This is a genomic window from Olivibacter sp. SDN3 (assembly GCF_014334135.1).
Lineage (GTDB): Bacteria > Bacteroidota > Bacteroidia > Sphingobacteriales > Sphingobacteriaceae > Olivibacter.
In genome coordinates, this window is sequence record NZ_CP060497.1 from 6,075,573 (window position 1) to 6,100,146 (window position 24,574).

At 38.7% G+C, this 24,574-nt stretch carries 25 protein-coding genes; 12 read left to right on the top strand and 13 right to left on the bottom strand.

What is annotated here, in order from left to right; genetic code table 11:
* The first annotated feature begins 1 nt into the window (after position 1).
* Positions 2–1,798, top strand: coding sequence for an excinuclease ABC subunit UvrC (gene uvrC, locus H8S90_RS25695; RefSeq protein WP_187340588.1), 1,797 nt, complete (start codon positions 2–4; stop codon positions 1,796–1,798).
* Between the two features lie 96 nt (positions 1,799–1,894).
* On the opposite strand, the gene gldN is transcribed toward uvrC, so the two are convergent.
* The 4 genes from gldN to H8S90_RS25715 all read right to left on the bottom strand — a co-directional run bounded on the left by gldN (position 1,895) and on the right by H8S90_RS25715 (position 6,139).
* Positions 1,895–2,761: a gliding motility protein GldN gene (gene gldN / locus H8S90_RS25700; RefSeq protein ID WP_255501744.1), complete on the bottom strand. Its 867-nt coding sequence runs from the start codon at positions 2,759–2,761 to the stop codon at positions 1,895–1,897.
* Between the two features lie 8 nt (positions 2,762–2,769).
* Positions 2,770–4,068: an SUMF1/EgtB/PvdO family nonheme iron enzyme gene (locus tag H8S90_RS25705; RefSeq protein ID WP_187340589.1), complete on the bottom strand. Its 1,299-nt coding sequence runs from the start codon at positions 4,066–4,068 to the stop codon at positions 2,770–2,772.
* A 247-nt stretch (positions 4,069–4,315) separates the two neighbouring features.
* A complete protein-coding gene (locus H8S90_RS25710; RefSeq protein WP_187340590.1) occupies positions 4,316–5,080 on the bottom strand; it encodes a uroporphyrinogen-III synthase in 765 nt (254 codons plus the stop codon).
* Between the two features lie 21 nt (positions 5,081–5,101).
* Entirely contained in the window at positions 5,102–6,139 is a 1,038-nt protein-coding gene (locus H8S90_RS25715; protein WP_187340591.1) for a DUF4271 domain-containing protein, read from the bottom strand.
* 214 nt (positions 6,140–6,353) lie between these two features.
* On the opposite strand from H8S90_RS25715, the gene H8S90_RS25720 reads away from it, so the two are divergent.
* The gene (locus tag H8S90_RS25720; protein ID WP_187340592.1) at positions 6,354–7,793 is read left to right on the top strand and encodes an NAD-dependent succinate-semialdehyde dehydrogenase; all 1,440 of its coding nucleotides are present in this window, start codon (positions 6,354–6,356) and stop codon (positions 7,791–7,793) included.
* A 69-nt stretch (positions 7,794–7,862) separates the two neighbouring features.
* Here the strand turns inward: H8S90_RS25720 and H8S90_RS25725 are convergent, their stop codons facing one another.
* The 3 genes from H8S90_RS25725 to H8S90_RS25735 all read right to left on the bottom strand — a co-directional run bounded on the left by H8S90_RS25725 (position 7,863) and on the right by H8S90_RS25735 (position 10,426).
* Entirely contained in the window at positions 7,863–8,828 is a 966-nt protein-coding gene (locus H8S90_RS25725; protein ID WP_187340593.1) for an isopenicillin N synthase family oxygenase, read from the bottom strand.
* Positions 8,829–8,967: 139 nt separating this feature from the next.
* Positions 8,968–9,492 carry a pyridoxamine 5'-phosphate oxidase family protein gene (locus tag H8S90_RS25730; RefSeq protein WP_187340594.1) on the bottom strand — a complete coding sequence of 175 codons (525 nt, stop codon included), beginning with the start codon at positions 9,490–9,492 and terminating at the stop codon, positions 8,968–8,970.
* An 85-nt stretch (positions 9,493–9,577) separates the two neighbouring features.
* Positions 9,578–10,426 (bottom strand): alpha/beta fold hydrolase, encoded by an 849-nt coding sequence (locus H8S90_RS25735; protein WP_187340595.1) that lies wholly within the window; start codon positions 10,424–10,426, stop codon positions 9,578–9,580.
* 196 nt (positions 10,427–10,622) lie between these two features.
* On the opposite strand from H8S90_RS25735, the gene H8S90_RS25740 reads away from it, so the two are divergent.
* The gene (locus tag H8S90_RS25740) at positions 10,623–11,738 is read left to right on the top strand and encodes a M42 family metallopeptidase (RefSeq protein ID WP_187340596.1); all 1,116 of its coding nucleotides are present in this window, start codon (positions 10,623–10,625) and stop codon (positions 11,736–11,738) included.
* A 54-nt stretch (positions 11,739–11,792) separates the two neighbouring features.
* The gene (locus H8S90_RS25745) at positions 11,793–12,938 is read left to right on the top strand and encodes an MFS transporter (RefSeq protein ID WP_187340597.1); all 1,146 of its coding nucleotides are present in this window, start codon (positions 11,793–11,795) and stop codon (positions 12,936–12,938) included.
* Here the strand turns inward: H8S90_RS25745 and H8S90_RS25750 are convergent.
* The gene (locus H8S90_RS25750; RefSeq protein WP_187340598.1) at positions 12,927–13,946 is read right to left on the bottom strand and encodes a YCF48-related protein; all 1,020 of its coding nucleotides are present in this window, start codon (positions 13,944–13,946) and stop codon (positions 12,927–12,929) included. The genes H8S90_RS25745 and H8S90_RS25750 overlap by 12 nt on opposite strands.
* An 18-nt stretch (positions 13,947–13,964) precedes the next feature.
* A complete protein-coding gene (gene folP, locus H8S90_RS25755) occupies positions 13,965–14,744 on the bottom strand; it encodes a dihydropteroate synthase (RefSeq protein WP_255501745.1) in 780 nt (259 codons plus the stop codon).
* A gap of 399 nt (positions 14,745–15,143) precedes the next feature.
* Between folP and H8S90_RS25760 the strand changes: the two genes are divergently transcribed.
* From H8S90_RS25760 to H8S90_RS25770, 3 genes are read left to right on the top strand one after another with little or no spacing between them, the layout of a single operon-like run.
* Positions 15,144–15,704: a DUF1599 domain-containing protein gene (locus H8S90_RS25760; RefSeq protein ID WP_187343194.1), complete on the top strand. Its 561-nt coding sequence runs from the start codon at positions 15,144–15,146 to the stop codon at positions 15,702–15,704.
* A gap of 8 nt (positions 15,705–15,712) precedes the next feature.
* Positions 15,713–16,900, top strand: coding sequence for a BT_3928 family protein (locus H8S90_RS25765; RefSeq protein ID WP_187340600.1), 1,188 nt, complete (start codon positions 15,713–15,715; stop codon positions 16,898–16,900).
* Positions 16,901–16,918: 18 nt separating this feature from the next.
* Positions 16,919–17,437 carry a shikimate kinase gene (locus H8S90_RS25770; RefSeq protein ID WP_187340601.1) on the top strand — a complete coding sequence of 173 codons (519 nt, stop codon included), beginning with the start codon at positions 16,919–16,921 and terminating at the stop codon, positions 17,435–17,437.
* Here the strand turns inward: H8S90_RS25770 and H8S90_RS25775 are convergent.
* Both H8S90_RS25775 and H8S90_RS25780 read right to left on the bottom strand, forming a co-directional pair.
* The gene (locus H8S90_RS25775; protein WP_187340602.1) at positions 17,427–17,717 is read right to left on the bottom strand and encodes a DUF721 domain-containing protein; all 291 of its coding nucleotides are present in this window, start codon (positions 17,715–17,717) and stop codon (positions 17,427–17,429) included. The genes H8S90_RS25770 and H8S90_RS25775 overlap by 11 nt on opposite strands.
* Complete coding sequence (locus H8S90_RS25780; protein WP_187340603.1) at positions 17,701–18,828, bottom strand: DNA replication/repair protein RecF; 1,128 nt, start codon at positions 18,826–18,828, stop codon at positions 17,701–17,703. Before H8S90_RS25780 ends, H8S90_RS25775 begins: the two co-directional genes overlap by 17 nt.
* A 120-nt stretch (positions 18,829–18,948) precedes the next feature.
* On the opposite strand from H8S90_RS25780, the gene H8S90_RS25785 reads away from it, so the two are divergent.
* The 4 genes from H8S90_RS25785 (at position 18,949) to ytxJ (ending at position 21,593) form a co-directional block, all read left to right on the top strand.
* A complete protein-coding gene (locus tag H8S90_RS25785; protein WP_187340604.1) occupies positions 18,949–19,602 on the top strand; it encodes a tetratricopeptide repeat protein in 654 nt (217 codons plus the stop codon).
* 18 nt (positions 19,603–19,620) lie between these two features.
* A complete protein-coding gene (ribH, locus tag H8S90_RS25790; RefSeq protein ID WP_187340605.1) occupies positions 19,621–20,112 on the top strand; it encodes a 6,7-dimethyl-8-ribityllumazine synthase in 492 nt (163 codons plus the stop codon).
* Between the two features lie 386 nt (positions 20,113–20,498).
* The gene (locus H8S90_RS25795; RefSeq protein WP_187340606.1) at positions 20,499–21,254 is read left to right on the top strand and encodes a hypothetical protein; all 756 of its coding nucleotides are present in this window, start codon (positions 20,499–20,501) and stop codon (positions 21,252–21,254) included.
* A 6-nt stretch (positions 21,255–21,260) separates the two neighbouring features.
* Positions 21,261–21,593, top strand: a complete 333-nt coding sequence (ytxJ, locus tag H8S90_RS25800; protein ID WP_187340607.1) for a bacillithiol system redox-active protein YtxJ — start codon at positions 21,261–21,263, stop codon at positions 21,591–21,593.
* Here the strand turns inward: ytxJ and H8S90_RS25805 are convergent.
* Complete coding sequence (locus H8S90_RS25805) at positions 21,577–21,990, bottom strand: OsmC family protein (RefSeq protein ID WP_187340608.1); 414 nt, start codon at positions 21,988–21,990, stop codon at positions 21,577–21,579. The genes ytxJ and H8S90_RS25805 overlap by 17 nt on opposite strands.
* A gap of 105 nt (positions 21,991–22,095) precedes the next feature.
* On the opposite strand from H8S90_RS25805, the gene lipA reads away from it, so the two are divergent.
* A complete protein-coding gene (gene lipA / locus H8S90_RS25810; RefSeq protein ID WP_187340609.1) occupies positions 22,096–22,977 on the top strand; it encodes a lipoyl synthase in 882 nt (293 codons plus the stop codon).
* Between the two features lie 36 nt (positions 22,978–23,013).
* On the opposite strand, the gene H8S90_RS25815 is transcribed toward lipA, so the two are convergent.
* Positions 23,014–24,504, bottom strand: coding sequence for an NAD(P)H-hydrate dehydratase (locus H8S90_RS25815; protein ID WP_255501746.1), 1,491 nt, complete (start codon positions 24,502–24,504; stop codon positions 23,014–23,016).
* Positions 24,505–24,574 lie beyond the last annotated feature (70 nt).

Consider the following 24,574-nt stretch of genomic DNA (forward strand, 5'->3'; position numbering starts at 1 on the left):
CATGGAAGTATTTGATTATCGAAGTGAGTTAAAAAAGATCCCCCACAAACCTGGCGTTTATCAATATTATGATAAACAGGGAACGCTTATATACATCGGTAAAGCCAAAGATTTAAGGAATCGGGTCGGTTCTTATTTTATCAAAGATGCACATACCTATAACACTAAAACGAGTGTACTGGTACGCAAAATCAATCGGATTACGTTTACCATCGTTGATACCGAAACTGACGCTTGGCTGTTGGAAAACAGCTTGATAAAAAAACACCAGCCAAGGTATAACGTGATGCTGAAGGATGACAAGACCTATCCCTGGATTGTTATCAAAAACGAACGTTTCCCAAGAATTTTCTGGACAAGGAAAATTATCAAAGATGGATCAAAATATTATGGCCCTTATGCTTCGGTAGGTATGATGCATGCGCTACTTGATGTGATCAAAGAACTGTTTCCGTTACGCACCTGCAATTTACCCCTTACAGAGAAGAATATCGCACAAGGTAAATTCAGGGTTTGTTTGGAATATCAAATCGGCAACTGTAAAGGCCCCTGCCAAGCGTACCAAACGGAAGAAGATTATAACCGAAGCATTGAAAGTATCAAAGATATTCTCAATGGAAAAACAACTGTTGTCTTTAAACAACTAAAAAACAACCTTGATCGTGCCATTGCGAATTTAGACTTTGAGGAAGCCCATCACCTGAAACAGAAATTGGCACTTTTAAGTAACTATCAAAGTAAATCTACTATCGTAAGCAATAGCATCAACGATGTCGATGTATTTAGTATTGCATCCGATCAAAGTTACGCCTTCGTTAATTTTTTGAAAGTGATGAACGGCACAGTTATACAAACCCAAACCATCGAGCTGAAAAAACGCCTAGATGAAAGTGATCAAGAACTCCTCGGTCTGGCTGTGCAGGAACTGAGAACGCGTTTCAAAAGTTCATCTAAAGAAATTATTGTCCCTTTTACGCTAGACATAGAAAGTCCCGATTTTAAACAGACAGTTCCGCAGTTAGGCGATAAAAAAAAATTACTGGACCTATCTCATAAAAATGTAAGTTTTTTCAAGAAAGAACGATTAGACCAATACGAGAAACTAAATCCCGAAGTTAGAACAGAACGTATTCTCCACAAAATGAAGGAAGACTTACGTTTAAATGTACTGCCTAAACATATCGAATGTTTTGACAATTCCAATTTCCAGGGAAAATATCCTGTTTCGGCTATAGTGGTTTTTAAAGATGGTAAGCCCTCAAAAAAAGACTACCGGCATTTTAACGTCAAAACCGTGGAAGGACCTAATGATTTTGCTACCATGGAAGAGGCGGTATTCCGCCGTTATAAACGATTGTTGGAAGAAGACAATCCCTTACCTCAACTGATTATTATTGATGGTGGTAAAGGTCAGCTATCAGCGGCTATGAAAAGTTTAAAAAAATTAGCTATTGCCTCCAAAGTAACCGTAATAGGTATCGCAAAACGTTTAGAAGAATTGTACTACCCTGGCGATCAGTATCCTTTATATTTGGACAAAAGATCGGAAACATTAAAAATAATCCAGCACTTACGCGATGAGGCCCATCGTTTTGGAATTACTTTTCACAGGAACCAGCGAAGCCGTAAAACCTTTCAGACAGAATTGGAACAAATCCCCGGTATTGGCAAAACAAGTGCAGAAAAACTGTTACTGACGTTTAAATCCGTGAAGAAAATAAAAGAGGCGGCAAAAAAAGATTTATTGAAGGTCCTTAGCCCCAAACAAGCCGATGCTGTAATAACTTATTTTGCCTGACACAATGGTCAAATTATCTCAGCGGTCAATTACCTGCCGCAAGCTACGGTAAAAGGGTATACAGTAAAAAGAGGTCGTACAATTACTGCAACAGTGTCAATAACTCCACAAATCATGTTCATAGTCCATCAAATCCTGCTTTATCCGTTCAGACTCATACAAACGGTCAATACCTTGCTTATAATCTTTTATACGTAAATCTTCCGGGTTTGACTGCTTAATCACATAACTTGAGAAAATCCTTTTAACGAACACATCGTCATAGCTCAAACCTGTCGCATCATTATTTCTATTGACCACCTCCTTATTAACTAAGATGTGCCTTGCCTCTGGAAAATAAATCCAAAACGCCGGTTGAGGTTCAAGATAGATATCGGCTGCTTTTATACTGATTAAAGGAGCTATACCTATTATACGAGGCTCGAATACGGAGCGCTGCTTATCAAAAATCCAATCTTCTTTGATTCGAAACTTCACCACACTGTCTGCGTTAAATTCGCCAGACTGAAAGGTCCCTCCTACTTGGTTTCCTTCCTTGTCAAACTCAGGGACAAAAACACTATCCGCCAAATTGGCCATTAATTCGTCTGGATTTAATGGCACTTTAAAGCTATCTCCATTAGGATCTTCAACCGTAGGAGTAGGATCATATGCGGTTAATTCTCCAGCCTGTATCGCTCGCATTAACACATCGATAAGCCTCGACTTAGGAGAGGCGAAACTGGCATTTAATCGCTCACGTAAATCGATCTCACGCCACACACGTTTACTGTACATAACATCCACACTTCGGATATCGGAGTATGGAATTACTTTTCTGTTCTCCATATCAGATTTAAGATAGTAACCATCGATAGGTGGGCCATCTGCTATAGGAGTTACACTATTAGATAGATTTTCTTGCTGTCCATATGCTCTACTTATTAATATAAGTAAAATAATAAAAAAAGGTCTATTCATCATGTGTCATGCTATAAATCACGCCCGGCGTAAGAGGTTACACATCGAAAACCTATATACGATTTAGCCGTATCCTGATACTCATATGTCCGTGTGGAATTCTGTAAAAAATAACCTATATCTTTCCATGAACCACCCCTTACTACTTTACGTTTTAATATTTCGGGATCGCTACCTTTGGCTTCATACGGGTATGTAGGATTCATGTCATGTATAAAAGAAGAAGAAGACTCCTCAAAAGAAGAAGCCGTCCATTCGGCAACATTGCCTGCCATATTATATAAGCCATAGTCATTAGGGAAATAAGAATGAACAGGAACAGTATATGCACCGCCATCGTCTGCATAATTACCTCTTCCTGGCTTAAAGTTTGCCATTAAGCATCCTTTGGCATTTCTTATAGTGGGACCTCCCCAAGGATATGGAGCTCCGTTTAGACCGCCTCTCGCTGCATATTCCCATTGATGTTCAGAGGGTAATTCGTACGATAAACGTGCCAGGCGAGATAATCCTATTCGCTGTGCATAGTTTTCATATAACCGAGTACGCCAAACCGCAAAGGCCCTCGCTTGCCGCCAATTAACACCAACGACAGGATAATCCTGAAATGCCGGATGAGAAAAATACCCCTCCACCATAGGTTCATTTTGCGCATATGAAAAATCTGCTAACCACACCAGGGTATCTGGATAGATACCAATGGTATCTCGAACAATGAAATCAGAACGCCGCATCGATTTATTGTTTTTATTCGCTGCTGCCATGCGATGATTATAAATTTCGTAATGATACTTCAATAACCGTACATCTAATTCATCTCTCCCAAATATGCGATCGTCTCCCTGGTAGTACATCTGATTCAATGCAGCTCTATTGTCATTTTTTCCACCCCATATCCCACTGCCATCACCTACTTTTTGCCAGTCAATAAATCGTTGTCCACTGCTTTCCCCTTCCGTCCCCTGAATAAAAAAAGATGCGTCGTTCAAATATTGAGTAATGGCAATGGAGTCCCTCACCCAATTCACAAATTGCCGATATTGACTATTTGATATTTCGGTTTCATCCATAAAAAAAGCAGATTGGGTGAATTGCCTATTCTGCGCAATTTGTGCACTGGTAATATCCTCATCAGATTGACCTGCTATAAAACTTCCTGCAGGAATGAAGACCATGCCTCTTGGAGCTTTGCTCGTTTTCAAACCTTTTAATCGTACCCCAGTTAGTTCACCACCTGCTTTTCGGTTACCACATCCCATAACAAGTACTAACGATATCAACACGAAACAACAAAAGTAAAATTTCCTCATATTTTTTAACAATGAACGCTGAGAGACACTAACATAGTAGTAAGCATCTCTGTTTGCCGAACAAGCAGTCTTTCAACAAATATAAATGGAGTTAATAGCAGGCCTGACGTTCATTTTGTTCATTATTTGAAAGACATGCTAGCATTACCCTATCCCGGAACACCACATAACGAAAAAAGGCCCAGTGCTTATTACACTGGGCCTACGATATCATGCTATAACACATTAAAGGTAATGTGTACTGAAATTACTTATTAACTTTCTTGATGTATTGTTCAACAGCCATTGTCATACTCGGGTTCTCTGGTGTGGGAGCAGCAATATCTAAGATCAACCCTCTGTCGGCAACGGCTTGATGCGTAGTAGGACCAAATGCGGCAATACGTGTGTCGTTTTGCTTAAAATCAGGAAAGTTTTCAAACAACGACTGAATGCTGGAAGGGCTAAAGAAAACAATAATATCGTAAAAGACATTAGCCAAGTCTGAAAGATCGCTGACAACTGTTTTAAACAACACCGCTGGAGTAAAATCATAGCCATTGTCCTGAAGCCAATTCTGGGTTTCTTCGTTTGCTACATCAGAACAAGGATAAAGAAATTTCTCTTTGGTATGTTTTTTTAACACCTCTTCTAAATCCTGTGCCGTTTGCTTACCAAAGAATATCTTACGTTTTCTATATTGAATATACTTTTGTAGATAAAGCGCAATCGTTTCCGATAAACAAAAATATTTTAAATCGGCTGGCACTTCATAACGCATTTCCTCGCAAATTCTAAAGAAGTGATCTGCAGCGTTTCTACTGGTAAAAATTACGGCGGTAAAATCAGCCAAATTTATCTTCTCTTTTCTAAAATCCCTTGCCGGAACCCCCTCTACATGTATAAAGGCTCTGAAATCTAGCTTTAAATTGTATTTGTTTGCTAAAGCAAAATAAGGCGACTTATCATTCTCAGGCCTGGGTAAAGTTACTAAGATACTTTTTACTTTTTTTTCTCTGTCTTCTGCTACCACGTGAGTCTATTTTAGTTTCGGTTAAACGCCCAACACCTTAATCAATATAAGGATTGGACCAACTTCGAGGGTGCAAAGATAAATAAATAAATAAAATTTTGAAAATTGATAGCTCTTTAATACCGTACTGAATGCCCTAAAGAACTGCATCATAAAGACTAAAAAAACAATAACACAAGATATTAATAACCAATATTTTACCATATATGTGGGTATTAAACTCAACACCAAAATAAGTGGTAGGAAAATTATAGCGGCATTAAAATAACTTAAATATAATATAGAAATATAGTCTCTAACTAATCGCTGTATCCCAAAAACAAAACCTATACCCCTGGTGATCAATATTTTAAAGGTAAACAAAACCAACACCATCAATGATAAACTGAAAAATAACGCAATGTTATAATAGGCAGTTTGCACTCCTGAATAATTAACATATAGATAAAGAAAAAGTCCTACAGTAAACCCAAACAACAGGTACAAAAAAATAAAAGGCCATGAAGTAATTAGATTGTCTTCTTTACTAATCTGTAACAGTACACGATTACTATAAAAAGATGTTGCAATAGCGTGCAAATCCTTCATAAAGAACAGACGTATAAGTGCTAAAAAGAGCAGCAATAAAAATATGATCATTAACACCCAGGGTTGCCGCTGTACCTTTGGATTTCCCAAACTTTTACTGCTAATAAAAGTGATATCCTTACCCCAGGTAAGTGCGTCGCCATGTTTAATAATATAATGTTTTCGTAAACTATCTAAAAATTGATTTCTACTGTCAGGCGGCAATGGTTTTAAATACAAAAATTGCAGTGAATCACGAATCGCTTTTAACGAGTCTGCTACATTTGCCAAAGAATCTTTTACACGTTGTCTCTCTAAAACTCTAGCAAATCGAGCAGAATCCTGCACTAAATACCTGAGAGACGCCGCAGGCGACACCTTCCGTTGCTCCGGTACAGCACTATCCCGTTTCACTGCGCTATCTTGCTGTGTATAAGCTGACGTTAGTATCAACGAAAATAACAATGAAAATAACAATCGCAATTTTAGCATTTAGCGTTTAAACGTTGTATAGAAAAAATAATTTACAAAATTAATGCTTTATTCTCATTACTATAAATTATTCGCGCTTTTGTTTCATTAATATGAAAAATTCAGTTTTTTTATTGCAGGCTTGTGGTTTCTCCTATAGAAAAAACTATCTACATTGCCAGCTGTTAATTTTAAGACATGTCTAACAAACTAGTATACATTAATATCTTATAAGATGCGATCTAAAAATAAATTAATAAAAGGTACAGCCTTTATCAATGGACGTGCTATAGAAAGTAAAAAAACATTTGACGTCATAAACCCCGCAACAGGTGAGATCATTGTTGAAGTAAGCGACCTTTCCTTGCTAGAAGCGGAAAAAGCCATCGATATAGCCTTTGACAAATGGCCTACCTGGCGAACAACGGACATTGCTAAAAGGAGTGAGATCCTACGTAAATGGTATAACCTGATCATTAAACATTCTTCGGAGCTTGCCGAGATAATGACTTTAGAATCAGGTAAACCGCTTGAAGAAAGTAAAGTGGAAGTCAAATATGGTGCCTCTTTCATCAGCTGGTTCGCCGAGGAGGCATTCAGAGCATACGGGGACCAGATTACGCCTCCCGAAAACGGTAAACAAATTGTGACACTACGTCAATCAGTCGGTGTGGCAGCGGCTATTACCCCCTGGAACTTCCCTTTAGCGATGGTCACGAGAAAGGTCGCTCCGGCATTGGCCGCCGGATGCACCGTAGTACTTAAACCAGCTTCTCAAACGCCTTTAACAGCAATCGCAATTGCCCATCTTGCTCAAGAGGCCGGCCTACCGGATGGTGTATTCAACGTTATAACGAGTAAGGATTCTAAGGGCATCGGCAAGTTACTTAGCACAAATGGTAAGGTTAGAAAGTTATCTTTTACCGGATCTACCGGTGTTGGTAAAACACTCATGCAACAAGCCGCTTCCACTATAAAAAATGTATCGTTTGAATTGGGAGGGAATGCCCCATTCCTTGTATTTGAACATGCCAATATTGACGCCGCTGTGGAAGGTGCTATTGCATCAAAGTTTCGAAACTCTGGACAAACATGTGTGGCAGTAAACCGTTTCTTAGTGCAAGATAGTATTTTCGATGAGTTCTCGAAAAAACTCACCAAAGCAATCAGTCGGCTTAAAGTAGGGAATGGCTTAGAAAAAAATATAAAAATAGGTCCACTGATTAACAAAGATGGCCTAAAGAAAGTAAAAGAGCATGTCGACGATGCCATAAAAAAAGGAGCAAAAGTGCTACTTGGTGCAAAGCCTATTACAGGATTATTTTATGAGCCAACGGTGTTGACTGATGTTCCCTTAAATGCAAAAATAGCTCATGAAGAAACGTTCGGTCCCGTTGCTTCACTATTTAGGTTTGATACCGAAGAAGAAGCTATACAAATCGCCAATGACACCGAGTTCGGGTTAGCAGCCTATTTTTATAGTGACAATGTAAAACAATGTTGGCGTGTGGCAACCGCCCTTGAGGCCGGCATGGTCGGTATTAATGAAGGTGGAATCTCGACAGCTATAGCTCCCTTTGGCGGGGTAAAAGAATCTGGATTAGGAAGAGAAGGTTCTAAGTACGGCTTAGAGGAATATATGGAAATGAAATACTTATGTTTTGGACTGGAATGAGAAAATAAAAAGATATAAGGTTAAAACGATATTTAACCTTATATCGCTGATAACAAACAGCTATTGATACTACATCTTTAATCCGATTTCCCGTAGTCTTTCTTCTAAATATTCTCCTGCGGTACATTCAACGTATACTTTAGGGTGATCCTTATCCACGCAGTTAGACAGTGCCGCTAAACTCATTTCAGCTTTGGGATGTAAAAAAAACGGTACAGAATAGCGAGAAGTCTTCAACAGTTCCTTTGGAGGATTTACCACCCTATGTGTGGTGGATTTTAGCTGGTTATTCGTTAACCGTTGTAACATATCACCTACATTTACCACGATATCTTCCCCCTGAGCCTTCACAGGAAACCAATCTCCACGCCGAGTTAACACCTGTAAACCATCCGCACTTGCCCCAATCAACAATGTGATCAAGTTAATGTCTTCATGAGCACCTGCCCGCACCGCATCTGATGCTATCTCTTCCAGATTTTCTATCGGAAAATAATGAATAGCTCGCAGAATGGAATTTCCATTTTTCACTTTGTCTTCGAAATAATCCTCATCAAGATTTAAATATATCGCAATCGCTTTTAACAAAGATCTACCAATAATTTCTAATCTCCGATAAACTTCTTCCGTAATGGCATTAAAACGGGGCAACGTTTCCACTATTACATTATCAGGATACGATTCCTTCAATACATCGTCACCGATAACGGTTTGCCCTCGTTGCCAAAACTCTTTTAAATCAGGAGTATTGGCATCCTTGGCTTTTTCTCTTCCCCTCGCGGTATACCCACGTTGACCAGCTAGGCCGGGTATTTCATATTTGTTTTTCTCTTCCTCAGGTAAAGCAAAAAACTGTTGTACCACGTCATACAGTTCTCCTATTAATGCTTTGTCCATCCCATGGTTACCTATAGTTACAAAACCTGTCTCAGCAAAGGCTTGGCCTATATCTTCCGAAAACTGCTTTCTTTGCTCAATAGTTCCTTCCGTATAATGTAATAAATCTAATCGGGGGATATTAACAGTATTTGCCATAAAAGTGCTCATATTAAGTAATAACCTAAAGATACAAAGCTTTTTCAATACGGGTAAATTAATTATGGATTAACCCGATCGATCGTTAAGTTTCAATTCATTACGTTTTCCACAACAAAACATCCCCCTTAATTTCGATTCAGTCAAATTTCAACTCTCCTTCATCATTATTCTCCCCATATGCGGTTCCCAGTAAACTGGAGGTGGCAATTTTCAGCATTGATACCAGCCCTCCATAGGCGTCATCCCAATAGTGACCTTGTAACGGGCTGACCCTTATCAGGGAGATCTCCGGATCATCTGGACCGTCAAACCAGACCCCCATCGATCCGGGCGACCACAGCTTTTTTATTTTTTCTCGATCATTTTGGACCTCACTTAACCCGTAAATATTCAAAAAGCCGTTCTTTTGATCTTTTTGAAACAGCAGATGAACGAATGGATCTTCCTTTATCTCAACATCTTTTGTACTGTCTCTCTTACTGATAAACCAAATATCACCCTTACTATCAACTTCTAAAGCTGTCATCGGCCTCGCAGATAACGGAACGCCTGTTTTTATGTCACTACAAAAGAAACAGGTTTCTATACGCTCAATAAGTTCTTTGATTCTATCTAAAGCTTCCGTTCCTTCTAGACTTTTCACTGCTGTTCTATTTTTCATAACAAATTAATTACTATTTAATACCCATTGATTGATACTACCGTTAGTATCTCCAATGCCGGTTCTACCTTTTTGTCTTTGTAAATCAGCTAAGATTATCTCTTATAAAATTCAGTATATCGCTGTTTAATCGTTCCTTATGGGTTAAGAAAAAGCCATGTGGAGCCCCAGGGTACAGGATGAATTGGTTATTGCTAATCAATTCACTTGATATATTGGCACTAACGTCCTCAGGAACTATCTTATCGGCATCACCATGAACAATTAAAGTGGGCACATCGATATTGGTCAAATCTTTCCGGAAATCGGTTTCAGAGAAAGCCCTTATGCATTGTGAAGTAGCATTTGGTGAAGCTCCTAATGCGATGGAGCGCTGATATTCTAACATAGGTTTGCTTACCGCTCTGTTAACTAAGTTCACGCCAAAAAAATCATTAAAGAAGGTTTCTAAAAAAGCAGGCCTATCTGCTTCTACCCCAGCAACCATTTCGTCAAATACCTCTTTCTTTATTCCATCAGGATTATCTTCGCTCTTCAAGAGATAAGGAGTTACGGCTCCTAATAATATAGCTTTGCTTATACGGTCGCTCCCATATCGCGTAAAATAGCGTGCAACTTCTCCTCCACCCATTGAAAAACCTACTAGAAGAACCTCTTGAAGATCAAGCTGTAAAATAATCTCACGTAGGTCGTCGGCAAAATTATCATAGTTATATCCATGCAAGGGCCTGGATGACATGCCAAAACCTCTTCTATCATATGCTATACATCTATAACCTTGCTCAACAAAAAAACTCACTTGCGCTTCCCACATCAAATGGTTAGAGGGCCAGCCATGAATAAATAGAATGGGTTGCCCTTCTCCCAAATCTTCGTAACAAAGCACCAGTCGGTCTTGCTTTTGCTGATTACTGTTTTTTTCGATAAAATTCATGATAGAAATTTTTGATATGTCATACGATTAATAACATATACCAAAACTGAATGTTTTAATTAGTAACTATCAGTAGTCCTCATTTAAGGTATAAAACTACCTTATGGGTCATCAGGAAATATTTTGTAAGTTTGCCTACTCTTTTGTTCAGGGTTTCTTAAAACGCCCTCAACAGCAACTACTATATAAATGAGTTATGGCAAAAACAAAAAATAACGAACAGCAACATATTCCTGTTATTACAGCAAAAACGTTAACATTCTTCGAAAAATATATAAACAACCCTTCTCCAACAGGCTATGAATGGGAAGGACAACGTTTATGGTTAGATTACATTAAACCCTATGTAGACGACACGTTTATCGACAATTATGGCACAGCTGTTGCCGTCCTAAATCCGGAAGCTGAGTATAAAGTGGTTATAGAAGCTCACTCGGATGAGATTTCCTGGTTTGTAAATTATATCACAAAAGAAGGGCTTATATATGTGATACGTAATGGAGGATCTGATCATCAAATCGCTCCATCCAAAAGAGTAAACATACACGGCGATAAAGGAATTATTAAGGCTGTTTTTGGTTGGCCCGCAATACACACAAGAGGAGGTGAAAAGGAAGAATCCCCTTCATTGAAAAATATTTTTCTGGATTGCGGATGTACAACTAAGGAAGAAGTAGAACAACTTGGTATTCATGTTGGATCTGTAATCACCTATGAAGACGAATTTATGGTTCTCAACGACAGGTACTATGTGGGCAGGGCACTGGACAATAGAGCCGGTGGTTTTATGATTGCAGAAGTAGCCCGCTTATTGAAAGAAAATAAAAAAAAATTGCCATTTGGCTTGTATATCGTAAATGCAGTACAGGAAGAAGTTGGCTTAAGAGGTGCCGAAATGATTACCCAACGCATCAAACCTAACATTGCTATCGTAACGGATGTTACACATGATACGCAAACACCAATGATCAACAAAATTACGCAAGGTGACCTTGCCTGTGGCAAAGGTCCAGTAATTTCTTATGCTCCCGCTGTTCAGATTAACTTAAATAAATTACTGATAGAAACTGCGGAAGAAAAACAAATACCTTTTCAAAGACAGGCTTCCTCCAGAATAACAGGGACGGACACAGATGCATTCGCTTATTCTAATGGCGGTGTTCCTTCGGCGCTTATATCTTTACCTTTACGGTATATGCACACTACAGTAGAGATGATTCACAAGGAAGATGTAGACAATGTCATACGGTTAATTTACGAAGTCTTACAAAAAATTAAAAATGGTCAGGACTTCAGGTCATTTAAGGCATAACCATTGCTTGAACAACGTGTTTTTGCAAATGGGGTATCCGGGTTATGATACAAAATGAGAAACTTGACACTTTTTATGTCGATCTGTTGCGGTTTGACCGTAGCGAACTTATACTACTGCCAGCCGTTATTACCACTTATAGCTCATGATTTTGGGGTAAGTGAAACAATGGCTGGCAGCATCACCTATATTACGCAACTTGGCTATGCTGCAGGCCTCCTGTTCTTCGTCCCGCTGGGAGACCTTTTTGAACGGAAACAACAAATTGTGGTGACTACCACAATTTCAATAGTTGCATTGTTGACCGCGGCCTTTGCAAAATCATTTCTTCTATTGCAGATACTTTGCTTTTTAATAGGCCTATTCTCCGTTGTACCACAACTAATTATACCCCTAGCTGCAACTTTGGTTAGCAATGAAAAACGTGGCAAAACCATAGGTGTACTTATGGGGGGATTACTCATTGGCATTGTCTCTTCTCGCTCATTAAGCGGTTATGTAGGTCATGTGCTCGGATGGCGCCAAATGTATTTCATCGCAGCTACCATGTGTTTTATACTGGTTCTGATCATGAGGAAAACCTTCCCGAAAAACACGCCAACATACACAGGGAATTATCGCGATCTGCTTTTATCTATATTTAATTATGTAAAGACCTATCCACTGCTCAGAACCGCTACAATAAGCGGCGCCATCTCTTTTGCATGCTTAAGCGCGTTTTGGGTGACTATGGTCTTACTACTAACGGATAAACCATTTGAGTTCAACACTGTGGAGATTGGTTTATTTGGTCTAATAGGAGCTTCTGGCGCACTTGCAGCACCACTGATAGGAAAAAGAAGTTCAGGAAACAATACCACAGTTAGGAAAATATCACTCTTTGGCCTATTATTACAGCTCCTAGGGTATATTGGTTTTTACTTTACCAATAACCATATTTTTTTATTGATCGTTGGTATTATACTGATCGATATAGGCCATCAAGCTTTACAGATCAGCAACCAAACCCTTATATATTCTTTAAACCCCGATGCGAGAAACAGGTTTAATACCGTTTTTATGACCGCTACCTTTTTAGGAGGAGCCTTAGGGTCTGCCATGGGTATATGCTTGTTCCTCATTGGAGGATGGGAGGTATTCTGCGTAGGAATAAGCTTGTTAATTTTAATAAACGCCTATTTCAATTGGCTAAAACGATAGGCGATAAACTTTTCCATTTTCCCCTGCCAACAACACCAATTTACCGTCGGCCGAAGCTTTTACCACGTGAAAAGCCATATCCGACAATGCTTTCCAATGCTGCCCGCCATCTATAGAAACATCGGTTCCAGAAGTTCCAGTTGCAACCACCACTTGGTCGTCGATATATTCAACGCAGGATTTGTATCCAGATAGACGTGTTTTTGGCACAGTCCACGATGTACCGTTGCCCGACAGCTGGATCACATTATTGTTGTTTTTATAATGCTCGTAATCTCCCCCAACAGCTATTAATTGCTTCTGACCATTAACAGCTAAGGAAAAAATACCTTGTGAAGCCGCACCCTGCTCTATGGGCACCTTATAGCTATTCCAAGATTCACCATAATTAAATGAAAAAAGAAGACGTGCTTGTGTGCCTCCGGTTCCTATCCACACCAATCCACCTTCTTCTGTGCGGATACTCGTACCGCTTGCTGCAAAGCCTGCTTCACCTTTTTTCAACTTTACATTTGCTTGATCACTCTGATCGCTCCAGCTCTCTCCGCCGTCCTCGGTTATCAGCAACTGAAGTTTTCCCTCTATAGGATCACCAAAAATAATCCCCCTTTCATCGTCCCAAAAATCAATCCCATCATAAAACACATCGTTATGATCATAACTATAGACGCGCTCCCACGACTCTCCGCCATTCGTAGTTAGTAACACCACTGCCGGACTACCTGCATTTACAATAACTGCTTTTTCTTTGGAGAATGCCTTTATCGATCTAAAATCCATCTCTTCAAATCCATCGACTGTCAACCATTGCCAATTCTCTCCCCCATCATCGGTTTTAATAATGGCTCCATTGGTGCCAGAAATCCAAGCAACACGGTCTGTTGGAATAGAAATCCCCCTGAAGCTCACACCTTCTTTTTCTGCTAATTTAGTTAGTTCAAACTCCTGAGCACTTAACGTTGGTATACGTAACGCTAAAAATAAACAAATAAAAAAAACCTTTTTCATTTATATCGTTCAAATTATTTAGTTATAAGAATTTACTTCATTAACTAGCTTTCGGACTTGCACGGCTTCTTTGACGTCGTGCACCCGAATAATCTGTATACCCTTGGTTAACAGCAACGTATTCAATACGGTCGTTCCATTCAAGGCATCGGCAGATGAAATCTCCAGCAAATTATATATCATTGATTTTCTAGACAATGCTCCTAAAATCGGCATACCTAAAATTTTTAATCTTTCAATTCCATTTAATAACTCGTAATTCTGATGTAATGTTTTCGCAAAACCAAAACCTGGATCCAATATCACATCCTTCACCCCATATGCATGAAGTAATTTTATTTTCTTTGAAAAATCTAATATAATATCGTCAATTAAATTATTGTAAACCGTTTCCCTCTGCATTGTATTGGGATTGCCCCTGCTGTGCATTAAAATATAAGGCACCCCTAATTTAGCGACAGTAGAAAACATCTCTTCGTCTAAATTACCTCCTGATATGTCATTAACGATATGCCCACCACTATTAATCGCTTCTTTGGCCACCACCGATCGAAAAGTATCGATCGATAGCGTTGCCTCTGGAAAAGCTGTCGAAATTCGGGCTATAATAGGTATTAACCGATTCAACTCTTCCTGTAAACTGATATCTGCCGCTCCCGGTCTGGACGAATAAGCCCCTATATCAACGATATCAGCACCTTCGTTCAGCATCCGCTCAACATGATGAAGAGCATCGTCTATGCGAAGATACTTACCTCCGTCAAAAAAAGAATCCGGAGTTATATTGAGTATACCCATTATTTTAGGGCTTTTGAAGTCCAATAAATTTCCGTTTATATTACACAGTTGCATACAACAAAAAAATAAATTAAACACCTAGTTCAATCTCTATAGCGCAAACTTATATAAAATGCTTTGCATTCATGAATACATAATAACGAAAAAAGCTTCATGAGCAATTGCTTCTCCTGTACAATATCCTCAAAATATCTACTATAATACAGGGCTTTTTAAAAGACGCTCACATTCCTATTAAATACAACAATCTCACAATCGCCATCAAAATTTAGCGATGCGGAAGTAAACATCAGTTTTTTCTATTTCTAGGGGCTAAATAATTCGAAAAAGAGAAATTTTATAGTAGGTTTGCATTTGAACTTACCTGTTAGGATGAAAATAAGTACAGAAACAAGAGAAATGAACACCTCTGCTGATTATGACTTGATAATAAAGCAGTGTAAAGACCTATTCCTAAAAAAGGCCGTCGATTACGGAACGGCTTGGCGTATTATGCGTCTGCCTTCGGTAACCGATCAGATTTTCATCAAAGCCCAACGAATCAGGACAATTGAAGAAAACAAAGTATCCAAGGTGGCAGACGACGTTCCTTCAGAGTATATCGGCATAATCAATTATTGTGTAATTGCCATAATACAACTGGAATTGCCTAGTGGATCCGACGAAAATCTCTCCATCGAGACTGTGGAAAACCTGTACGACCACTGCATAAAAGAAGCAAAGGATTTAATGTCGTCTAAGAATCACGATTATGGCGAAGCATGGCGAGATCTAAGAATCGGTTCCCTAACAGATCTTATTTTAATGAAAATTTTCCGAGTAAAACAAATAGAAAATAACTATGGCAAAACATTGGCATCAGAGGGTGTGAAAGCCAATTATCAGGACATGTTAAATTATGCAGTTTTTGCGCTCATTAAACTGACTCTTTCAAACGGACTCCCTACAAAAAAAATCTAGCAATTATTATGCAGGCTATTTCGTACAAATACAGCCCTAAAAGAAATTACTTACTAGTATTTAGCCGAATTTTTGTTGGCTGTTTGTTTATCTTTTCCGGACTTATTAAGGCGAATGACCCTATAGGTTTTGGCTACAAACTACAGGAATACTTCGAAGTGTTTCATCTCATCGCTTTCCAGAACCAAGCCGTCATGTGGGCTATCCTATTATGCAGTTTAGAAATGGTGCTTGGCATATTATTATTATTGGGTTTATATGGAAAAAAAGTGGCCCTCGGATTACTGATACTCATCTTATTTTTCACATTCCTTACGTTTTATTCTGCATTTTTCAACGTTGTAACCTCCTGCGGATGCTTTGGTGACGCCATTCCATTAACACCTTGGCAATCGTTCAGTAAGGATCTTATTCTTTTAGTCTTTATTGGTATAATTTTCTATTTTCGGGAACAAATTATACCACTTTTCCATCATGAGATTAGTCAAGCACTTACGCTATCCGCCACTATTGTTTTCAGTCTAGGCATAGGGGTCTATACCTACAATTTCCTTCCTTTCATAGATTTTCTACCGTATAAAGAAGGTAATAACTTGCCTGAGTTAATGCGTATCCCCGAAGGAGCACCTATGGACGAATATGAAATTTCTTACACGCTAAAACATAAAGAATCAGGAGAGATAAAAAAGGTGACGGACAAGATATATCTGGCGCAGGAATTTTGGAAGGATGAAAATTGGGAAATCATTGGTGATCCGGAGAGTAAACTTGTTAAAGTCGGGTATGATGCTCCTATAAAAGATTTAAATATTACAGATGCTCGAGGTGTAGAATATACGAAAGAAATCATTGAAAATCCTTATTACAACCTTTTGATCGTTAGCTATAATTTAGACCGAGCAAATCAAAATGCCCTAGAGCAAATAAACGAAATCGCTATTAACGCTGCCGAACAATATAATATCCGAACAGTTTTACTCACCTCTAGCGCTGCACAAAAAGTTGACGAGCTAAACGATCATATAAACCTGTTCATGGAGACTTTCTATGCAGACGCGGTTCCTCTAAAGAGCATGGTAAGAGCTAACCCCGGAATTATTTTAATGAAGAACGGTTATGTCATAAAGAAATGGCATTACCATACCCTTCCAACATATGAAGCATTGGCCGACAACTATTTTTCCAATTTAGATTAAGAAGGTATTACCGCTATCATGTTAACGAAACACATTTTTTTAGTTGGCTTCATGGGCGTTGGCAAAACGACCAATGGTAAAAAATTAGCCCGTATTTTAAATAGCAGTTTTATCGACTTAGACGAGCTCTTCGTTCAACAAGAGGAAATGCCAATTACTACTTACTTCGAACAGCATGGTGAAACGGCCTTCCGGGAAAGAGAAAGAGAAATTCTAAAGAGTCTTCATACAATACCACCGGCTGTAATTGCTACAGGTGGAGGTGCTCCTTGCTTTTTTGATAATATGGATTGGATGAACACACATGGAATAACGGTTTATCTACAAATGCCTGCCCAGGCCCTTGCACAACGACTTGCGGCAAGTAAGAAAGATAAAAGACCTTTAATCAAACATCTAGATGAAGATGGAATACTATCGCTCATTAATGAGAGAATGCTTTTAAGAGATCCATATTATGCTAAAGCCCATCATTACGTAAACGTTCTTGAGCTTGATTTAGAGGAACTGGCCAAAAAAATCACCGCTAGAGAATGATCACATCTTCTATCACCGGGCGACCAACATACTCGTTCATCTTTCCTATGATCTGCGTTTTCATTAACAATAATTCGCTTTTAATCACGGATGATTCGACTCTAACAAACAGTTTTTTATCTCGGATAAAGAGCTGCTTTGTTCTATTACCTATTGCCTGGCCCATGAGGTCTGGCCAGGCCGCTAGCAAATAGGTTTCATCAAACTTTCTCCGTAATTTAAGTACATCGAGGTATTGATTGATCGCTTCCTTTAATGTTTTGTCATTCGTTCTGCCCATATTCTTTTATTGCCGCATCGATTGTTCCACTTACAACTTCAAAGATACGAACATCCATCGCGATATCCCGGAAAGTATTTTCAACACGTTCAGTACTGGTGTCGGTTATGAATATTTGCCCAAAATCATCGTCCGAAACCATCTTCATTAACTTTTTGATGCGCTTCTCATCTAGCTTGTCAAAAATATCGTCCAACAATAACAAGGGCTTAAAGCCCTTTTCTTCACATAAAAAGCTATACTGAGCTAGCTTCAACGCAATTAAAAATGATTTCTGCTGCCCCTGAGATCCAAACTTTTTAAGTGGCATTCCACTAATAGAAAATGTCAGTTCATCTTTATGGATGCCTGTTGTGGTACGTTCAAGTGCTCTATCTCTCTTGATAGACTCCTGCAACAAAAGCTTGAAATCTTTTTGTAAAAGCTGCGACTCATAAACCAACTCAACCTTTTCTACGTCGTCCGTAAGAAAACGATAATGATTATTAAAAATTTTCACAAACTTTGACATGAACGACTTCCGCTTTTCAAAGATCTGCTGCCCAACAGAAACCAGCTGTTCATTGTAAACACCTAAAAGTTCGTCATCGTATCGACCAGCCTCCGTTTGTTGCTTCAACACCATATTTCTACTTAAAAGACATTTGTTATAAAATATAAGATCATCCAAATATCGATTATCTGTTTGAGAAATAACGTTATCAATAAATTTTCTACGCTCTTCACTTCCATCGGTAACAATCACCGAGTCATTTGGTGTTATCATAACCAATGGATATACCCCAATATGATCAGCTAAGCGCTGATAATCTTTTTTATTTCTTCGAAATTGTTTCTTTTGATTTCGCTTCAAACTACAAGCCAGTAGATCATGTTGTTCGTCTTTTACAAAAACCGCTTGTAACATAAAAAAATCTGTCCCTTGCTTTATTTGCTGAGAATCTATTGGGTTAAAGTAGCTTTTACACAACGACAAATAATGTAGCGCATCTAATATATTTGTTTTACCAGCTCCATTATCTCCAGTAAAGGCATTGACACCCGGTGTAAAGGCTAACGAAACTTCTGCATAATTTTTAAAGTTTATAGCTGTTAATTCTTTTACCCACATATAACACAAAGGTAAAGAAAAATAGGTGTTTTCACGTTTCACTATTGTATCTAAGTATTAAAAATGTATTTTTGCAATCTTAAATTAAAACTGAACAATTCAAATTAACCAAAAGATAAGGTGAGCGTTAATAACACAAAAAGTAGCGGTACTGGAAGTTTTGTCCGCGACAATCAAAAAAGCCTAGCATTTATCGCAATTGGCATTGTAATCTTAATATTATTATATATTGGCTACCAGAGATTCTATCTAGCACCAAGAGCGGAACGCGCTACTAACGAGATGTTTAAAGCAGAAGAATACGCTTTGATCGACTCTCTTCAGGGTAGAGCGATTGATGGAGACGGGTCTTATCCAGGTTTTAAAGAAATAGCTGAAGAATATTCAAATACCAAATCTGCAAATATAGCCAATGCTTATCTGGGCGGTTTATATTTACGTCAAGGTAAATATCAAGAAGCCGTTGCTGCGTTGTCTAAATATAGTGACACCGGAAGTCCGGTATTAGACCCACTTATAGCTGGCCTGTTAGGCGATGCCCATGTTGAATTAAAAGACTATAAAAAAGCCGCTGATCAATATAAAAAAGCTGCCAATAAAAGTGACAATTCGTTTACATCCCCTCTTTTCTTAAAGAAATTAGGCTTAGTTAACGAAGCGCAAAACGACTATAAATCAGCATTAGAGGCTTATAACAAAATCAAAAGCGACTATCCACAAAGTTATGAGGCATCAATCATTGATGGCTACATTGCTAGAAGTTCAACGCACTAAATCAGTTAAATAATAGATATGGCTACTCATTTAAAAAGTCTGTCAGATTTTTCACATATAGAGGTTGGTTCTGCAGCAAACTTAAAGATAGCTATTGTGGTAGCGCAATGGAACGCGCAAGTTACCGGTTCTCTTTATGAAGGGGCCTATAACTTATTATTAAGTAAAGGTGCTCTGGAAAAAAATATTTTGGTAATACAGGTACCAGGGAGTTATGAACTGAGTTCAGGAGCTGATATAGCTTTACGAAAAAAGGATATTGATGCTGTCATTTGCATTGGTTGTGTTATTCAGGGAGATACTCCTCATTTCACTTTCATATGTGACGCTGTAGCAAATGGTATCACGAACGTTTCATTGAAATATAATAAGCCTGTAATCTTCGGAGTTTTAACAACAAATACCTTAGAGCAAGCATTGGACCGCTCCGGAGGCAAACACGGTAACAAAGGAGAGGAAGCAGCGGTAACAGCTATTCAAATGGCGCATATCAGCAAAACGATAAACTGATTTTAAGCATTGAATCGCTATTACGTAAAAAACTTGATAGTGATTATTATTTAGGGTATGTTTACCAAGTGTTCTATAAGGTCTACCAGTATGGGGAAAAAATTTCTTGATGCAATCGCTTTTTTGTCACTAGGTCTGATGACACTCCAAAGCTGTTCTCATAAGACTTGCCCAGCGTATAACACATACCCTAAAACAAAAGGCATCCGTTAATATGGTTATTCAGAGAAAATATCAGAAATGCTACAATGCTGAAAAAACAATTTATTACCAAGCTTGTTTCCATTAATGTTTTATAACAAAGGCATTTAGTTCTTAGCTCATTGATTATCTTTTGACTAGACTGTTACATCAGAATTAAGTGTTATAAATAATTACGAGGACAAATGTTTATTCACCAAAAAAAAATCTTAGGATATACACTGCTCCTATTTATCTCCCTCTCCTTTCCTTTATCAATTAGCGCCCAAACAAGAGATCAGGTTCTGGAGCTGTTATGGAAAGGGATGGGCGGCCGGCAAAGTTGGGAAGAAGCCCGGTATTTTATGTTTAGTTGTGAAACAGAGCTACATGATATGATTCCCGGAGAGCATTCGTACATTTGGGACCGAGTAAACAATAACTGTAGATTTGAAGGAACTACTAACGATCAACAGAAGCTTACCGTTCTATTTAATACGAAAACAAGAGCTGGTAAGGTTTACGTAAATAATAGCGTAATTGCGGATAGTGATTCATCCTCAAGATGGTTAAAACCAATATTAAATGCTTTTTACAGCGACTCATTTTGGCTATTCCCACCAAAACTTATAGAGGCAGCTGACGTTACTGCAACTAATGAACAGGAACTTATTGGTAGCAACCGTTACTATGTTGTGGATATCAAGATACGTCGTCCAAACTTTGGAGAATTCCCTTCAAAATTGTTTATAGACACGAATACCGGGCGTATTTTCCAATGGCAGGCGTTTGCTAATGACGGTAGTGTTCTTTATAACTTTAATACATCTAGCTTTAAAGAAGTGGGCGGCGGATTAATTCTGCCAACCAATTTTGCTGATGCCAATAGCAGTGTTAACATTTCTTACCCAATTGTTTCGGCATTAATCAATGTTGAAGCAGATAAATTTACCAAGCCATAGATTCATATGAAATGGATTGAACTCGAAAGTATTGAGGAGCTGGATAGCATAGTTCACTCAGGTTCTTATACGGTTATTTTTAAACACAGCACACGCTGCCCGGTTAGTAGCATGGCTAAAAGACAATTTGAATTTGAAGGAGACTTAATTCCTGAGAAAACACCAATCTATTTGTTAGATCTTATCAAACACCGATCAATTTCAAATGAAATAGCGGAACGCTGGAACATCAGGCATGAATCGCCACAGGTTTTATTGGTAAAAGGCAACCAATGTATCTATAGCGAATCACACAATGACATCGAGGCAGCAAAAGTTAGCATCAAGATACCCAGTTAAAGGTAATTGTTTTCTTAATATCTGAAGCTAAGCTTAAATAAACAGGGCACGTTTCCGCCGCTTTCTTCAGCAGTGCTTTTTCTTTGCTGTTATAAACAATATCATCAGCAAAATGAAATATAATGTGAATCTCAGATACCTTTCGGGGTTCTGCCTGCATAATTTTAGTTGTTTCTGCCTTGATACCGCCCAATGATATATTATGTGTTCTTGATACGATACCCATGATAGTCAACATACAGCTTGTTAGCGATGCTACCAGCAAATCCGTTGGCGAGAAAGCCTCTCCTTTACCCTGATTATCCACTGGTGCATCTGTTATGATTTTTGTTTGGGATTGAACGTGTTTTGCTTCAGTTCTTAAATCTCCTAAATAAACGGTGTCTACGGTTGCCATTTGAATTATAATAAGAATGTAATATGCATGAATTTTAATTGATCAATATTCAAGCCTTGTGCTAATACGTCGCTAAAATAAAAAATTATTAGTTACTTTTGTCTTATGATTGAACTACCTGTTATTCCCGCCAATCAAAAGCAACGCAAGCCCGATTGGTTACGTGTAAAATTACCTGTTGGTAAAGAATACAAACATGTAAGAGGTTTAGTTGACGAACATAAGCTTCACACCATCTGCGAAAGTGGAAACTGCCCAAATATGGGTGAATGTTGGGGTGCAGGCACTGCCACTTTTATGATCTTAGGAAATATTTGTACACGTTCCTGTTCATTCTGCGCTGTAGCTACGGGAAGGCCTAAAGCCGTTGAATTAGATGAACCCATGCGTGTTGCTACTTCTGTAAAATTAATGCAAGTAAAACACTGTGTCATCACATCAGTTGATAGGGATGACCTAAAAGATGGTGGATCTTCGATCTGGGCAGAAACAGTAAATGCTATTAGAAGAGAAAGTCCTGATACTACGCTTGAAACACTTATCCCTGATTTTAAAGGAAACTGGGAGAATTTAGAACGGGTTCTGGCCGTAAGGCCAGAAGTTGTTTCTCATAACCTCGAAACCGTTAGACGCCTGACAAGAGAGGTTCGTATTCAAGCGAAATATGACAGAAGTCTGGAGTGTCTGCGAAGAATAGCTGCTGCCGGTTTACGGACAAAGTCAGGTATTATGCTTGGATTTGGTGAAACAGAAGTAGATATTATTGAAGCAATGCAGGATCTATATGACGCTGGCGTACATATCCTTACGCTTGGCCAATATTTACAGCCCACGAAAGCACATCATCCGGTAGTCGAATGGATCACACCTGATCAGTTTAAATATTATCAGGAAATCGGTTTAAAAATGGGATTCAAGTATGTTGAAAGTGGACCATTAGTTAGGTCTTCTTACCACGCTGAAAAGCATTTGTTTGACATGCAATAATTATTAAATATATAACATATTTCATTCCCCGTCAGCTTATAAAAAGCTCCCCAGGGTACTGGGGAGCTTTTGTATTAATTGGCTGGCCGGTATTACCGCAAACCCTTCTTCTGCCAATAGGTCGCCCGCTCTTCCATGCAAATAACACCCCAAAATGGCTGCTTCACTCGATGTATAACCCTGCGCTAATAAGGAAACTAAAATACCGGTAAGCGCATCTCCCATACCACCACTGGCCATACCGGGGTTACCGGTAAAATTCACATATACCTTACCATCTGGCGCTGCAATGAACGTGAACCTATTTTTTAAAATGATCATCAAGTTCCGCTTTGATGCCTCCTCCTTGGCTTTACTCACCCGTTCAAACCAATTATCACTTGCTCCGAACAGACGATCAAACTCTCGCATATGCGGTGTTAATATAGTACCCATCGGTAAGTGATTCAATAATTCCTTTTCTATAGACAGGATATTTAAAGCATCCGCATCCAATACCAAAGCAGGGAGCGATTCGGTAAAAATCAATTCCTTCAGCAGTTTCCTCTCCTTTTCCCCTGTTCCAAGTCCAGGCCCGATAGCCAAGGCATTGTATTTTACAACGTCAATTTGCTTACCACGTTCCAATAACATTACTTCAGGCAAACGAGTATTCATTGCTAAAAAACCACTCTTTGGAACACATAAAGTACTTAACCCCGCCCCCGTAAATAAGCAAGCTTCCGCACTTAATAAAGCTGCACCCATAGTATTCTCACTGCCTGCAACAATTAAACCATGTCCAAACGTTCCTTTATGACTAAATGGACTTCTTTCCTTCAATATCTCCCGGATATCTTGGTTGGTAACTTCGATAAAATCACTTGGCAGACGCTCAATAAATTTCTCGTTTAGACCAATATCTACGACGTGAAACCTTTTCATTAGACGGGCAGACTCCGGAAAAACAAAACTAATTTTTGGACGTTGAAACGTGATTACATCCTCTGCAATTATCGAACTCCACGTTGCCGCTATATTACCATCTGCAGCCATGCCCGTTGGGATATCAACGGCAATCGTTCTCTTCCCAGTTTGGTTGAGATAATTCGCTAAAGCCAGCCAGTTACCGGCAAGAGGTTTATTAAGCCCCGAACCAAGCATAGCGTCCACAATAACATCCTGATTAACATCAGGATAACTTTCTGCTTCAGCTATTTCCTTTATAGGAATCGGTAAAGCCCGTAATCGCTGATAGTTTACTTCAAAATCTTCCGTTTTACGATCATTATACATAATAATCCAAACATACACATCAGCAGCGTAAACTTGATAAAGTAAACGCGCGATAGCCAAACCGTCTCCACCATTATTACCTGTTCCACAACACACTAAAACGGAAAGACCATCTAAAGGTAATAACGAAGCCAACTTTTCAACAAATGCCGCGGAAGCTCTTTCCATCAACTGAATGGAAGAAATAGGTTCATTTTCAATAGTATAAACATCTGCCGCACGCATTTGCTGTGCTCTTAGTAAATTACGCATAGCGAAAGTTAGCGAGAAAAAAAGCAGTATACAAATAGTATACTGCTTTAAGGTATAAAATGAATACCCT